Annotated in this window: 14 protein-coding genes; 8 read left to right on the top strand and 6 right to left on the bottom strand. The window is 50.1% G+C overall.

The genetic code is table 11. The annotated features are described in order from the left end of the window. Positions 1-6 precede the first annotated feature (6 nt). The 4 genes from BMW65_RS08670 to BMW65_RS08685 all read right to left on the bottom strand — a co-directional run bounded on the left by BMW65_RS08670 (position 7) and on the right by BMW65_RS08685 (position 3,830). On the bottom strand, positions 7-564 hold the full coding sequence (locus tag BMW65_RS08670; protein ID WP_218145373.1) for a cupin domain-containing protein: 558 nt from the start codon (positions 562-564) through the stop codon (positions 7-9). A 43-nt stretch (positions 565-607) separates the two neighbouring features. Beyond that, complete coding sequence (locus tag BMW65_RS08675) at positions 608-1,747, bottom strand: aldo/keto reductase (RefSeq protein WP_090604627.1); 1,140 nt, start codon at positions 1,745-1,747, stop codon at positions 608-610. Further along, a complete protein-coding gene (locus BMW65_RS08680) occupies positions 1,744-2,691 on the bottom strand; it encodes an aldo/keto reductase (RefSeq protein WP_090605390.1) in 948 nt (315 codons plus the stop codon). The genes BMW65_RS08675 and BMW65_RS08680 overlap by 4 nt, the downstream gene beginning before the upstream one ends. 176 nt (positions 2,692-2,867) lie before the next feature. After that, positions 2,868-3,830, bottom strand: a complete 963-nt coding sequence (locus BMW65_RS08685; protein WP_090604630.1) for a bile acid:sodium symporter family protein — start codon at positions 3,828-3,830, stop codon at positions 2,868-2,870. Positions 3,831-3,891: 61 nt separating this feature from the next. Here BMW65_RS08685 and BMW65_RS08690 point away from each other — a divergent pair, with 61 nt between their 5' ends. From BMW65_RS08690 to BMW65_RS08715, 6 genes are all read left to right on the top strand, one after another. Then, on the top strand, positions 3,892-4,767 hold the full coding sequence (locus BMW65_RS08690; protein ID WP_090604632.1) for an aldose 1-epimerase family protein: 876 nt from the start codon (positions 3,892-3,894) through the stop codon (positions 4,765-4,767). Positions 4,768-4,777: 10 nt separating this feature from the next. Next, positions 4,778-5,320: an NUDIX domain-containing protein gene (locus BMW65_RS08695; RefSeq protein ID WP_090604634.1), complete on the top strand. Its 543-nt coding sequence runs from the start codon at positions 4,778-4,780 to the stop codon at positions 5,318-5,320. A gap of 36 nt (positions 5,321-5,356) precedes the next feature. Next, positions 5,357-6,148, top strand: a complete 792-nt coding sequence (locus BMW65_RS08700; protein WP_090604636.1) for a Cof-type HAD-IIB family hydrolase — start codon at positions 5,357-5,359, stop codon at positions 6,146-6,148. A 180-nt stretch (positions 6,149-6,328) separates the two neighbouring features. Then, the gene (locus BMW65_RS08705; RefSeq protein ID WP_090604638.1) at positions 6,329-7,486 is read left to right on the top strand and encodes an MFS transporter; all 1,158 of its coding nucleotides are present in this window, start codon (positions 6,329-6,331) and stop codon (positions 7,484-7,486) included. A 52-nt stretch (positions 7,487-7,538) separates the two neighbouring features. Beyond that, positions 7,539-8,120, top strand: a complete 582-nt coding sequence (locus tag BMW65_RS08710; protein ID WP_090604640.1) for an LOG family protein — start codon at positions 7,539-7,541, stop codon at positions 8,118-8,120. Beyond that, positions 8,096-9,052, top strand: coding sequence for a hypothetical protein (locus tag BMW65_RS08715; protein WP_090604642.1), 957 nt, complete (start codon positions 8,096-8,098; stop codon positions 9,050-9,052). Before BMW65_RS08710 ends, BMW65_RS08715 begins: the two co-directional genes overlap by 25 nt. Before the next feature lie 8 nt (positions 9,053-9,060). Here BMW65_RS08715 and BMW65_RS08720 read toward each other — a convergent pair whose 3' ends face one another. Next, a complete protein-coding gene (locus tag BMW65_RS08720) occupies positions 9,061-9,795 on the bottom strand; it encodes a LytR/AlgR family response regulator transcription factor (protein ID WP_245747568.1) in 735 nt (244 codons plus the stop codon). A 1-nt stretch (position 9,796) separates the two neighbouring features. After that, on the bottom strand, positions 9,797-10,819 hold the full coding sequence (locus BMW65_RS08725) for a sensor histidine kinase (protein ID WP_090604643.1): 1,023 nt from the start codon (positions 10,817-10,819) through the stop codon (positions 9,797-9,799). 188 nt (positions 10,820-11,007) lie between these two features. Here BMW65_RS08725 and BMW65_RS08730 point away from each other — a divergent pair, with 188 nt between their 5' ends. Next, positions 11,008-13,392: a TonB-dependent receptor gene (locus BMW65_RS08730; protein WP_143053847.1), complete on the top strand. Its 2,385-nt coding sequence runs from the start codon at positions 11,008-11,010 to the stop codon at positions 13,390-13,392. A gap of 68 nt (positions 13,393-13,460) precedes the next feature. Next, positions 13,461-14,156, top strand: coding sequence for an ABC transporter ATP-binding protein (locus BMW65_RS08735; protein ID WP_218145374.1), 696 nt, complete (start codon positions 13,461-13,463; stop codon positions 14,154-14,156). Positions 14,157-14,234: the final 78 nt, after the last annotated feature.

Consider the following 14,234-nt stretch of genomic DNA (forward strand, 5'->3'; position numbering starts at 1 on the left):
GCATGTTTATTTCCAATACGTCAAGAGTCCATTTTCAGTACCAAAGTAAGGATCTTTCCCCGGTAGCGGCACTTGCGCAATGTTTTGGTCGGCCTGTGGCCGTTCGCCCTTTTCGCCACGGAGGAGATCCCAGTCCTTGCCCTCCGGGTATGCACCCACTACCGTGAAGTCCGGGCTATGCTGGAGGCACTTGTGGCCAACGCCTGCCGGAATCACGACGATATCACCGGCCTGGATAGTCACTTTCTCGCCCTTTTCACCACCCAAGTGCAGCAACGCTGTACCACTGAAACACCCAAGTACCTCGTGGGATGTACTGTGGTAATGATGGAAAGGATATATCCCATACCGCCACGTGTTGTACCAGTCGTTTTGTTTGAAACGTTTTTCGAGCCAAGCGGCTCCTTCGGTGCCCTTGGCTGTGAAGCATGCGCGGTACAGCAACAACGGATAGCGGCTATTGGGGATTACGCCATCATCATTGAATTGGTATTTTTCGATATCCACCATTACGGTATCATTGAAGCTGAGCGAAAAACCAACCTTAGCAGTGATTACAGCCAAGGCCGATCGTTTAATGAATTCCCCCCTTAACATCCTGGTTGCGTTATGTGCCGACAGGGCTGTCAGGATGAATAAGCCTTTCCTCCTTCAACGCCTTCCAAAGTCCGGCGGGTACATTGGTATGAAACGACTGTACATTTTCCTGTACCTGCTCCGGTCGGCTCGCACCGGGGATGACCGCGGCCACTACCGGATGTTGTGCGGCAAATTGCAACGCTACGGTGGAAAGGCTTATGTTATACTTATCGGCGATGGCTTTTATCCGGTTCCGTTTGTCTACCATCTCCTGCGGCAAGCCAGGCCCGTAGTTCCAGCGATCCAAATCCGCGGCGAAGCCACCGTTGAGCGGCCCGCCAATGACGGCTTTCACATTTTTAGCGGCCATTGCGGGGAACAAATTGGTGAGCGCGTCTTCGTGTTCGAACAGTGTATATTGGATGGCGACCAGCATCACATCCGGATCGGCCACTTCCAGCGCCTTCAGGATGGGTTGCGGCCGGTTTACCCCGAGTCCCCAAGCCTTGATGACACCTTCCTCACGCAGCTTCGTCAGTGCGGGGAAAGCCCCCTTGGTCGCAATGTCAAATTGTTCTGTCCACCGTTCGCCAAAATCGCCGTTGTCCGGTGAAAGGTCGTGCACGAATACGATATCGATGGACGACAGGCCCAGGCGTTGGAGACTGTCTTCAAGGGAACGTTTCACGCCATCGGCTGTATAATCATACCGGAATTTGAAGTTGAGCTGGCCTTTCCAGAGTCCGGCCGAGCCGGGTTCGAACTTTGGGTCTGCCTCGAATATCCGGCCTATTTTGGTAGACAGCAGGTATTCCGACCGTTCTTTCTCAAACAGGAAATGCCCAAAGCGGCGTTCGCTCAGGCCATACCCATAGAACGGTGACGTATCGTAATAACGGACGCCGGCGTCCCATGCCGCTTGTAATGTCTGATTGATTTGTTCGCTGGTGTTGGTGTGCCAGCCATTGCCCGGGCCTACGCCGCCCAATCCGTAGTTTTGCGGGAATTGGAATTCGTTTGATGAATTGCTCATTGCTTGATGTCTTATTGAGGGGACTTGTTCAAGACCGCGATCGGTGGCCGCCGTGGCGTGGAGGGAAGCCGCGCCGCCACTACTGGCGGCTATCACCGCCGCTTGCCGGATGAATGTCCTTCGGGTCGTTGTCATGATTTACTGGCTTTGTCCAACGCTTCGAGGTCTTCGCTATCCAGCTTCAACGTTGGTGCAGCAAAGATGGTCTCCAATTGTTGCTTGCTGGTGGCGCTGACGATCGGTGCACCGATATGCGACTGGGCCAGCAACCAGGCCAGTGACACGGTAGCTGGTGTCGATTGGTGTTTGGCGGCTACGTTATCCAGGGCGTCCAGTACGGCCAGGCCGTTTTCGTTGAGGTATTTTTTCACGCCGCCACCGCGTACACTCTTGCCAAGGTCGGCTTCACTGCGGTATTTTCCGGTGAGGAATCCGGCCGCCAATGCCCAGTAGGGGAATACCGTTAGGCCGTATTTTTCGGCCAATGGCGCGTAGTCGGTCTCGTACCCGCCTCGCTCCACGAGGTTGTAGTGTGGCTGCAAGGCCATATAGCGGGGGAGTCCTTCCTTTTCAGCAAGTCCAAAGGATTCCTCCAGCCGTGCGGGGGAAACGTTGGACGCGGCGATATAACGTACTTTTCCAGCTTTGATGACTTCATCATACGCCGAGAGCGTTTCCTCCACAGGGGTCTTGTTGTCATCATAATGCGTGTAATACAAATCGATATGGTCGGTTTGCAGCCGCTGCAAGGATTCATCCACGGATTTCAGGATGTGCTTTTTGCTGATGTCAAAGGAATGTTCCTTGGTTTCCGATCCCACCTTGGTGGCGATGACCACCCGGTCGCGGTTGCCACGGTTTTTCAGCCAGTTGCCGATGATGGTTTCGGACTGGCCACCTGTGCCATTGACCCACCATGCATACGTATCTGCGGTGTCAATGAAGTTGAATCCACCCGCTACGAATGCGTCCAGGATATCAAAAGATTGCTTTTCATCCAGTGTCCAGCCAAATACATTGCCGCCTAAGTTAATGGGTGCTACCTGCAAATCCGATGTGCCTATTTTTACGTTTTCCATTGTGTTAATTACGTTGTTTATAACCTTTTTGTTTTCTGTTTTGATCATCACAGCCAACAAAATGGGTCGTTGGCGTTTGAATCATGCCTGCAAATTAGTGCTATGAGGGCTGATCAACGGTTAATTGAAAGCAATCATTTTGTAAAAAAAATGTCACGAACAGGGGAATACGTTTTTTAATCCGTTGTCCGTTGGCCCAATTTGGTGGCAATAATACTGATGATGAGGATTTGTAAGGCATGGAAAACCATTAGGGGCAATAGCATGAGCCCCACGGCGCTACTTTGGCCAAACAGCGCATTGGAGAAAACCGTGCCATGCACGAGCGACTTCTTGGTGCCGCAGAATTGAGTAGCAATGCGGTCGGCGGTATCAAATCCCATCCGGCGGGCCAGCCATCCGGTAAGGCCGTACACGAGGTAAAACAGCGCAACGACCAATGCTGAAATGACACCAATATCCAGCCACTCCATGCTACTGAATACCTGCTCTTCAAAGGAATGGACAAAGCTTTTGTAAATGATCAGCAGGATAATGGTTTTGTCAAATAGGCTAAGCTTTTTGCTGTTGCGCCGTGCAAACTCACTCAGCCAACGGCGCAAGGATAAACCAATGGCAAGTGGAAGCACGATGTCGAGCAAGAGGCTTAGGTAAATGCCTGCCGTGTCCACCGACGCCTGCTGTTGCGAAAGGAAAGGGGCTATCCATAGCGGTGTGACCGCAATGCCGATAATGCCGGAGATACTGGCGTTGAAGATAGCGGCAGGCACATTGCCCCGGGCCATAGACACCATGACCACCGATGAGGAAACGGTAGAGGGCAATGCGGCAAGGAACAGGAATGACAACCATATGGTTTGTTGTTTTTCGCCGTGGATGAACGGGTATACCAGCAACACGAGTATAGGGAAAATTACGAAAGTAGTCCCCTGCACCAATACGTGTAATTTCCAGTTCCGTAGGCCGCGAACCAGTTCGGCTGTGCTTAATTTCAATCCGTAAAACAAAAAAATCAACGAAACGCCAAGGGAAGAGATGGTGTCGAGTGGTATTGGACTTTGCGAACTTCCGGGCTGTGGGAAGAAGTAGGCCAGCAAGATGCTGACAATAATCGCGATGACAAACTTATCAAGTTTCATAAGGGCACTGCGAAGATACGGATTTTATGTATGTTTGCCGAAAGACACATTCATATACCGCATGATTACGATAGCCAACGAATGGCTCCGGGCGGAGATAAGCCCTGCGGGTGCCGAACTCAAAAGCCTGAAAAGGTTGGAAGGCCAGCACGAATACCTGTGGAGTGCCGATCCACAGTATTGGGCCAAGACCAGTCCCGTGTTGTTTCCCATTGTAGGAGCGCTGAAAGATGATACGTACCATTATGAAGGGCGTTCATATCGGTTGCCGCGCCATGGTTTCGCTCGGGATAAGCCATTTGACGGGAAGCTTGTATCGCCTACCGAGGCAGCTTTTACGCTCACGGACAGCGAAGAAACCCGCGCGGTCTATCCTTTTGCTTTTCAGCTGACCTTACGCTACCGGCTCGAAGGGCATTCGATCACCTGCACCTACGAGGTACGCAATCCATCGGATAGCCAGCCGTTGCTATTTTCCATCGGCGCCCATCCGGCCTTTGCGGCTCCGGCAAGGGAAGGGGGACCAGCCTATTCGGACTATTTCCTGGAGTTTCCGGGTGACGAGGCCCTGGTATGCCATAAGCTGGAGGGGAATTTGGTTTCGGCACATACAGAAACCATCGCGCTGGATGAGCACCGTCGGTTGCCGCTACGGCACGACTTGTTTTACGCCGATGCGTTGGTGCTGAAAACCCTGCGGAGCAAAACCATTATCCTGGGTAATACGATCAATGACCGGGGCATTACATTCCACCATGAAGGTTTCTCATATTTTGGTATCTGGGCGGCCAAAGATGCGGATTTTGTGTGCCTTGAGCCTTGGTGTGGCATTGCCGACCATGTGGGGCACCGTCAGCAATTGGAAGAAAAGGAAGGTATTCAACGGCTGGAAGCGGGCGACAGTTGGACACGCAGTTGGTCAGTAAACTGTTTTTGATGATAATAACATGGAGACGAACAATTGGGAGACCATCAGCAGCCATACGGTTTACGAAAATCCGTGGATACAGGTAGCGCACCGCGATGTGATCACACCGGCTGGCAAGCCCGGTATCTATGGTGTGGTAAAATTCAAAAATAAGGCCATCGGCATTGTGCCGGTGGACGCTGAGGGGTTTACCTACCTGGTCGGACAATACCGATATACACTCGGCGAATATTCCTGGGAAATCCCGGAAGGGGGAGGGCCATTGGGGGAAGATCCACTGGCCGCAGCCCAACGGGAATTGAAGGAAGAAACCGGCTTGATAGCCGAAAAATGGCAGCGTATTGGCCGTATCCATACGTCCAATTCGGTGACGGATGAAGAAGGGTTTATCTTCCTTGCCCGGGGGCTGACACAGGGTGATGCCGAGCCGGAAGAAACCGAGCAGCTTCAGGTGCGGAAGGTGCCGCTGGCAGAGGCCGTTGAAATGGTCATGCGTTCGGAAATTACTGATTCGATTTCCATGTGTGCCATCCTGATGGCTGCACGGATAGTGGGTATATAAGTTGCAAGTCAGGAACGAAATCACGACCTTTGCACCATGTCACATCCAAAAGTCCAGGCCGTCTTTTTTGATATTGACGGCACACTCCTTGGGCTGAAAAGCAAGGCTATTCCAGACTCCACCATCGAAGCCTTGGCATTGTTGAAAGCAAAGGGAGTTAAAATTATTGTTTCCACGGGTCGGTCATATGAGCACGCACGATTTTTGGCGTCCTATGGGTTCGATGGGTTTATCACGTTCAACGGAAGTTACTGTGTGGATGGCGAAGGGCAATCTTTTTTCCGCCACACCATCGATGCCAGCGATATCCAGCTCTTACATGATCATTTGAGTACGGTAGATCATTTTCCGGTGGGCGTGATGACAACCGAAGGGTCCTTCATCAGCGACATCACGGATGATGTGACCGCGATTTTTGAGCTGCTGAAACTCGAAGTGCCCCGTCCGGAGCCTTTTGCCGAAGCATTGAACAACGAAGTGCTCCAGCTCAACTTGTTCGTGGACGAAAATAAAGAGTCCCATATCATCAATAATGTGCTGAAAAACTGTGAATCGAGCCGGTGGTGCCCGACATTTATCGATGTCAATGCCCGGGGAATCAGCAAGCAGATCGGTATGGAACAGTTCTTTTCGCGGTATAGCCTATCAGCCGGACGGACAATGGCCTTCGGCGATGGTGGGAATGATATCCAGATGCTGCGTGCCGCCGGTGTTGGCGTGGCGATGTCCAATGCAGGCGACCATGTGAAGGCCGCCGCCGACTACGTGACGGATACCACGGAAGAACATGGTATCTGGAATGCATTAAAAAAATATGACATCATTTAGAGCCTGTTTAAAATTCATCTAATAATTTTTTTATGCCTCTTTTTGGCTGCACCTTCGTTAAATTTTATCGGGATAGGCTTCCGGCTATCCCGATAAAATTTGCCTCGGTTCGCTCAAAAATAGCCTATAAAAAATTTTACCATATAAATTTAAACAGGCTCTTGGCCTTAATCCCCTCCCGTGCTAAAAAAAGGTTTGATTTCGCTGGCATTTGGTTCATTTGCCATCGGTATGACGGAGTTTTCCATGATGGGCGTATTGCCCGATATCGCAGCTGATTTGGCTATTGATATTCCTACAGCAGGCTATTTCATTGCGCTGTATGCCTTTGGAGTGGTCATCGGTGCCCCTACGTTGGTGGCGGCATTGGCCAAGTATCCACCCAAGAAGGTGCTGCTATTTTTGATGGGACTTTTTGTGTTGTTCAACGGTTTGTTTGCCGTCGTCCCCGGGTTCTATACGTTACTCATTGCCCGCTTTATGTCCGGATTGCCGCATGGCGCGTTTTTCGGTGTCGGCTCGGTAGTGGCTGCATCGTTGGCCAATAGGGGCAAAGAAGCGCAAGCCATATCCATCATGTTTACGGGAATGACCATTGCCAACCTGCTGGGGGTGCCGCTGGGCACCTACATCGGGCATCATTACTCTTGGCGTTATACGTACCTGTTTGTGGCATTATGTGGTGTCGCTACATTGGCAGCCTTATATTTTTGGCTTCCGGCCATCAAATCCCATTTGCAAGGTGGCGTTGCCCAACAGCTCCATTATTTCAAAACAAAAACAGCATGGTTGATGATTGCCATGATATCCATTGGCACGGGTGGCTTATTCGCATGGATAAGTTATATCGCACCGCTGATGACCGAAGTGGCGGGGATTAAGGGAGATCAGGTGTCGTTTGTCATGGTGGTGGTCGGCTTAGGCATGGTCGTGGGTAACCTACTTGGTGGCAAACTTGCTGACTCCATCACGCCCAATAAAGCCGTGATTCTTTCGTTTATTAGCATGGCCATCTGCCTATTGATCGTATACTTCACCGCGCATATCCATGCACTGGCGTATCCCATGGCGTTTATCACCGGGCTGATTTCTTTCTCGAATGGCTCGCCCCTGCAGATGATGTTGATCAATTCGGCAAAAAATGCCGAGACACTCGCCGCAGCTGGTGGGCAGGCAAGTTTTAACCTGGGCAATACCCTCGGCGCTTACCTGGGCGGATTGCCCATTGTATGGGGATTGGGGTATAACTCGCCCTTACTGGTAGGCGTATTGATGGCCGCTATGGGCGCACTTTTTGCCTTGTATATCTTGGTGATGCGCAAACGCGGTCGGCTTTGATTTTTTTGGTGCCGATTAAAATGTCGGTCTTTTGCAAGCGGAATATAGAATTATGAAGAACATCGTCGTTTTTTGCGGTTCGAGTATGGGAACCGATAGCAGCTATGAAGAGCAGGCCTACCAGTTGGGTAAGACGCTGGCCGAGTCGGGAATTGGCTTAGTGTACGGAGGGGCCAAAGTAGGGCTGATGGGAGCCGTTGCCAACGGTGCGTTGCATCATGGTGGCAAGGTGGTTGGCGTGCTGCCGCACTTTCTGCAAACCAAGGAAATCGCGCATACTGGCCTCACGGAGTTGATATTGGTGGATACCATGCATGAGCGGAAGACCAAAATGAACCAGCTTTGCGACGGCGTGATCGCGTTGCCGGGTGGCTTCGGCACGCTGGAAGAATTTTTCGAAATGTTTACCTGGGGGCAACTGGGACTTCACAACAAGCCGATGGGGTTGCTGAATATCGGCGGTTTTTATGATGAATTAATAGCGCTGGTTCGGCGCATGGTGGACAACGGTTTTCTGAAAGCGGAAAACCAGCAAATGCTCTTATGCCATAGCGATATACCGCAGTTGCTTGAACAAATGAATAATTACCAGCCACCCACAGTGTCCAAATGGATAACCAAAGAAACCGCCTGATGGGTACCGTGCGTTATTTCTTCCATTTGCAGGCCAAAAGAATGCACCGCACCATCAGCGATTGGGGCATACATCCACTGGTTGTGTATATAGGCCTGCCGATACTCTTCGTCGCTGGTGCTATTGCCCTTTTCATCCGCACACCGTATGCGCCGTGGATTTATGCGGGAATCGCGGCCTTGGCCCTCCTGCAATGGTGCGGCGTGGAGCGCCAGCGTTTCCTTCGGCAGGTGTTTGACCGGCAAACGTACTGGCGCATCCGCTTGCTGGAAAATGTGCTTTTGATGATGCCCTTTGCTGCCTTCCTGCTTTACAAAGGCGAGTGGTGGTTTGCAGTGGGGTTGCTGGTTTTAGCAGCGGTGGCCGTTCCCGTACGGATAGGGAATACAGGGGGAAAGACATTGCCCACGCCATTTTCGGGCAAACCGTTTGAATTTACTATTGGTTTCAGGGCTTCCGTTGGGATGCTGTTACTTGCTTATTTACTGCTGGTTATCGGTATTTATGTGAATAATGAAAACCTGAGCATAGCCACCATCGTGCTGATGGTGTTGGTATGTGCCAATTACTACGGCTGGAGCGAACCCGTGCTTTATGCGTGGATATATGCATTGACACCCCGTGTGTTTTTGGGAATGAAAATAAAAACCGCCTTTAGGCAGGTTTCCTTGTTATTACTTCCCATGGTAGTGGTCGCTGCGATTGGTTTTTCCGGCAGCTGGTTGGCCCTCCTGATCGTGCTCGTAGTGGGCTATGGTTACCTCGCGCTGGCCGTACTGGCAAAATATGCGGCATTCCCCGGGAGTGTTAATATCCCACAAGGTATTTTCATGGCGCTTTCTTTGATGCTGCCGCCGCTGTTGTTGGTATCTATACCTTATTTTTATCATAAGGCCATGGCTAATATGGCTACCGTCATCCGGCCTCGGTAAATGGTGTTTTAATGTTGCTGGAAGGTGTGGATATATTGCCTAAAGGCATTCCGATAGGATTGACTTACCGGCAGATAGCGGGTTCCTACTTTTACACTATTCCCCTCAATGCGGCTGATGTTCCTGAAACACACCAGATACGATTTGTGAATCCGTATAAAGCCGGACGCTGACAATTCGTTTTCAAGGTCGCCCAGTCTGTGATACGTGACAATTTGTTTGGCCATGGTATGGACGATCACATAATTACGGAGGCCTTCGATAAACAGGATATCGTTGATTGCCACACTAATGAAGCTGTTTTTTCTGTCGCCCTTCAGCAAAATGGTTCCTTCAACGCGGCTGGCTTCTTCGGCAACGATGTCAGTTGATTTCGGCAGCAGGAGTGCTTCGGCCTTTTGCACAGCCCGCAGGAACCGTTCGAAGGCGACGGGTTTCATCAAATAGTCTACCACGTCCAGCTCATAGCCTTCCAATGCATAGTCCGGGTAGGCGGTAGTCAGGATTACCCGGCAACGCTGACCCACCACCTTGATAAACTGGATGCCGGTTAAATCCGGCATATGGATGTCCAGAAAGACCAAATCTACGTTTCGTTGCTGTACCAGATGCAAGGCTTCCATCGCACTGTTGGCTTTTCCAGCAAATTCCAGCGATGGAGTTTTTTGAATAAAACCAGCGATGATATCCGCGGCATATCCTTCATCATCAACTGCTATGCACGTGATCTTTTTATTTTTCAAGCTATTGATTTGTTGTTCCTGTCAATGTAATCCTTAATAAGGCATGGTAGTTCATACTGTCCTTGGTGATCTGGAGTTTATGGCTTCCCGGATAAAGGAGCTCCAGTCTCCGCCGGACGTTTTGCAAGCCAATACCACTGCTGCTATCCTTTTGGCCCAGGAAAATCCGGTTGCTTACGCCAAATACCAGTTGGTTGCATTCAATAATGAGCCGGATTTCAATCGGGTGATCGGGCTGATCGAATTGGCCGTGTTTAAAAGCATTTTCGACAAAAGGTACCAGAAGCAGGGGAGTTATCCGTTTATTGGAAATATCGCCGGTTACTTCAAAGGTAGCAAAAAATGCCGGTTCAAAACGCATGCGCATGAACGCCATATAATCGTTGATGTATGCAATTTCCTTTTCCAGCGAAACCAAATTGTCTTTATGTTCGGCTAAGGTATAGCGCATCATATCCGATAGTTTGACAAGCGCCTGTGCCATCTTATCGGATAAGGGAAGCGCCAGGGAGTACAAGTAATTGAGGGCATTATACAGAAAGTGGGGATTTATCTGGTTCTTCAGAAAAGCCAACTCGGCTTTAGTGGCTTCTTCCCGCAGGGCCCGATTGCGTTTTTCTTCCCGTAATGCCTGTTCTGTCGCATAAATCGCCCCACAGATACCGATCATCCAAGTGCCAAAGTAAAAATTGGCAGAAACCATGCGGGCGATGTAATTGTCTCCGCTGAAATTGCCATGCCCGAAGAAATAGGTGCCTAAAACCTGCTGCAATAAAATACGTACCACCTGGAATACCAGCAACGCCAGGATAATGCCTCCGGCCAGTTGAAAAGGCTTCCCTTTGTTCAGGAATTTGGGAAATACCCAAAGATAACAAAAATAAAACTGGATGACCTGTGTAAGCCAGTACGTGAAGTCCCAGTAATAAGAGGTGGATCCGCCCCAAAGGCTTCCATCGATCAATGAATAGGCAAGATAAAGCAGCCAGCAGAAAGCATGTCTAAAGCGCATTTTCCGATTCATCCTCCCAAGTTAGAAAAAGCACGGTGTTTTACGGAGATTTTTATCCGAAACAGCCGGATTTTTATTCCAACTCTTTAGGTACGCAGACTTGGGTGGATAGCATAAAGGCAGTTGTACTTGGGATAATATTATTTAACAAGCCCGTTTTGAATCCCATTTTTAGCGGTAATCATATTGTTGAAGAAATTATGGATAGACGTCTAATTACCATTTTCAGCTTTTTGTCCGCCATCAATGTCGCCTTCATGGGGGCCTTTGCGCAAACCCATCAGGTATCTGGTGCGGTCATTGCCAAGGGAATCCCGGTTGCCTATGCTTCTATTGTATTATCACAGGATAGTCTCATCACAAAAACGAAATTCAGCGACGAGGAAGGTTGCTTTTTAATAGAAGAAGTCGCTCCCGGGAAATACCTGCTGAAAGTGAGTGCGGTAGGCTATCAGGCGTTAGAGATGGCCGTGGAAATTTCGGGAGCTACAGACGTGGGCATTTTGCAGCTACAGGAAGATTCGGCGTTACTCGATGAAGTGGTGGTCACGGCTGCACGCAAGCTGCTGGACAGGCAGGCCGACCGGTTCGTGATGGACGTTTCGGCGGGCAGTTTCCAGACCAGCAGTCTGCTGGAAATCTTTATGGCAGCGCCTTTTATGCAGGTCAAAGGGGATGATATTGCCATCAATGGCAAACGAAACATACTGGTATTGTTGGATAACGTGCCGGTACCGGGGGCAACACTCAAACAGGTACTCAACACGATGAACGGCAATGAAATCGATAAGATTGAATTCATAACCATCCCGGGAGCCCGATATGACGCCTCGGTGGACGCAGTGATTCATATCCATACGAAACGGGCATTGGCACAGGGAATTACCGGTAGCGTGAATGGAACCTATTCACAGGGCGATCAAGCCAGGGGCAATATGGGATTGAACCTCACGTACCGCAAAGACAGGTGGACGTTGAATGGGCGATATGGTTTCAACCGGAGCAATTTGGTGACGACTATCCACAATAATCGGGAATTTACATTGCCCAGTGGAAACTTGGCCATTGGCGGCCCAAACAGTGAATTTTATGACACGAGGCTGCACAACGCCAGTATAAGCGTAGGCTTCAATATCAATGAGTTTCATCAATTGACAGTGACAGGCCATATCGTCAAGGACGACACGCCCAATGGTCGCATGGCCAGCAACTTAGGTTTTTCGTCTGCAATTGGCCATGCCGCCGACTCCAGCCTGATGGCCGAAATAAATACTGAAAATTCGAACAGTTTTGAAAATTACAGCTTCAATTACGTCGGCAAACTGGATAGTTCAGGCACGCAAACCGAACTGATTGTGATCTATACACCAGTGGGGTCATCAAGGTACAGGGTAGTCAGCCGACAAGATATCTTCCTGCCGGACGGTATACTGGAAAGTACGTTCCCGAGCATTCGGAACGAGAATCGTTCAACAGGCCATATTGTTGTGTTGCAATCGGATTGGCAGCTGCCTTTCGATAACCAATGGCGATTGGAAGCAGGCGTCAGATTCAACAGCTCGCGGAATGATGCCGACATCAACCAGTCGGAATACCGGGATGGCACTTGGTTACCTATGTCTGACTATACATTTACCAACCGGTTCCGTGAAGACATCGTGGCGGGATACGTTGCCGCGCAGAAGCGATGGGCTGGCACACAGGTACGTGTAGGCATACGTGTAGAAAATACGGATATGGGCGTAGAGGGAGTATATGACCGTCGTTTTTTCGATTTTTTCCCAAATGCCGGTATCCAACAGGAGATCATAGGCAACCGGGTCATTTCCTTCAATTACCGGAGAAGTATCGCCCGCCCTGGATTTGGGCAGATGACGCCTTTCCGTACCTATCTCAATGCGTATGAACTATTCGAGGGAAACCCCAATCTACGACCCAGCTACTCCCAGACATTTACGATCAACGGTGATGTTAGCAAAAATGTATTTCTGGAATTGGCGTATCTACAATACCGCGACCGGACGATGCAATTACCTCGCCAGGAAGGCTTGGTAAGCGTATGGACCCCCCTCAGTATGGACGGTAGCGAATGGTCAGCAAATCTAAGTTATTTGTACAAAATCGCTTCATGGTGGGATGCCAATAGCTATATACGTGGATTCCGCTACGCCTACGAAGGACCCTTGAACAACGACTACGTCGACGAGTCCGGTTATTCGTACAATGTTGGGCTGACCAGCACCGTGCGCTTCCCCGCCGGATTTACATTGGATGCCACGTACAATTACTACGCGCCATCGGGCTATGCAGGGTGGTATGATTTCAGCTCCAATTTTGCTCGACTGGCCATCCGCAAAAATATGCTGGGTAAAAGGGGGCAATTGGTGCTGGCGTTTAACGATATTTTCAAAGGCCAGCGTTACCGATCGGAATTGCAAGCCGGAAACTTGTATGTTTATAATGTAAACTATAACGATACCCAGCGTGTTTCGCTCGGTTTTGTATTCAATTTCGGTAAAAGCACCGTGAAAATGGCTGAGCGCAAAAAGTTGGGTAACGAGGACATCATAAATCGGGCGAACTGATGGCGCGAATGAGTTAACTGTGTATATTTGTGCCTCGCTGCTGTGTAACCGGAGAAAAAATTAAATCATTGGAACGTATAACTCGCATCACCGTCCGACAGTTGACCAAATCATATGGGGCTAACCCGGTGCTCACCAGCATCGATTTGGATTTTTCTGGCGGGCATGTGTACGGCATTGTCGGGCAGAACGGGGCCGGTAAGACGACGCTGTTCAACTGCTTGGCAGGTCTGGAAACCCATGGCGGTACGGTAATTGCCGAAGGCGGACGGCTGAAAGATCGGCTGGGCTTTTTACAGACCGATCCGTTTATGCTACCGAGGCTCACCGGCAGGGAGTACCTGCGGTTGTTCTGCAAGGCGCGTGCCGTACCCGAGGGCGATTTGGATGTGCGGAATGTATTTGACTTGCCGCTTGACCGCTATGCGCAGCAATATTCCACCGGCATGAAGAAAAAGCTGGCCTTGCAGGCTATTCTTTTGCAGGGCAATGAGTTTTTTATCCTTGATGAGCCTTACAACGGGGTCGATATCCATAGTGCATTGCTGATCACCGAGATTATCCGCCGCTTGCGAGCGAGCGGAAAAGTAGTTTTGATTTCATCGCATATCTTTTCGACCTTGAAAGATACCTGTGATGTCATCCATGTGTTGGATGGGGGCAAGATGGCGGAAACGGTAGAAAAAGCGGAGTTCAAGCGGTTAGAACAAGCAATGACCGACTTTGCGGTGGGGAACAAGCTGGATGCTTTGTCTCTTCGTTGAGATCACCCGCGTAAGGGACTTTGGCGAGCCACTAAAAAGCCGCTCGGCTTTTGAATGAAAGGCGCCCGGCTTTTATTG

It is taken from the genome of Parapedobacter koreensis, from assembly GCF_900109365.1.
GTDB lineage: Bacteria > Bacteroidota > Bacteroidia > Sphingobacteriales > Sphingobacteriaceae > Parapedobacter > Parapedobacter koreensis.

Excerpts from the sequence above, each read along its gene's own strand:
- BMW65_RS08675 (WP_090604627.1), bottom strand. The coding sequence starts at position 1,747 with ATGACAACGACCCGAAGGACATTCATCCGGCAAGCGGCGGTGATAGCC.
- BMW65_RS08680 (WP_090605390.1), bottom strand. The coding sequence starts at position 2,691 with ATGGAAAACGTAAAAATAGGCACATCGGATTTGCAGGTAGCACCCATT.
- BMW65_RS08685 (WP_090604630.1), bottom strand. The coding sequence starts at position 3,830 with ATGAAACTTGATAAGTTTGTCATCGCGATTATTGTCAGCATCTTGCTG.
- BMW65_RS08690 (WP_090604632.1), top strand. The coding sequence starts at position 3,892 with ATGATTACGATAGCCAACGAATGGCTCCGGGCGGAGATAAGCCCTGCG.
- BMW65_RS08695 (WP_090604634.1), top strand. The coding sequence starts at position 4,778 with ATGGAGACGAACAATTGGGAGACCATCAGCAGCCATACGGTTTACGAA.
- BMW65_RS08700 (WP_090604636.1), top strand. The coding sequence starts at position 5,357 with ATGTCACATCCAAAAGTCCAGGCCGTCTTTTTTGATATTGACGGCACA.
- BMW65_RS08710 (WP_090604640.1), top strand. The coding sequence starts at position 7,539 with ATGAAGAACATCGTCGTTTTTTGCGGTTCGAGTATGGGAACCGATAGC.
- BMW65_RS08715 (WP_090604642.1), top strand. The coding sequence starts at position 8,096 with ATGGATAACCAAAGAAACCGCCTGATGGGTACCGTGCGTTATTTCTTC.
- BMW65_RS08725 (WP_090604643.1), bottom strand. The coding sequence starts at position 10,819 with ATGAATCGGAAAATGCGCTTTAGACATGCTTTCTGCTGGCTGCTTTAT.
- BMW65_RS08730 (WP_143053847.1), top strand. The coding sequence starts at position 11,008 with ATGGATAGACGTCTAATTACCATTTTCAGCTTTTTGTCCGCCATCAAT.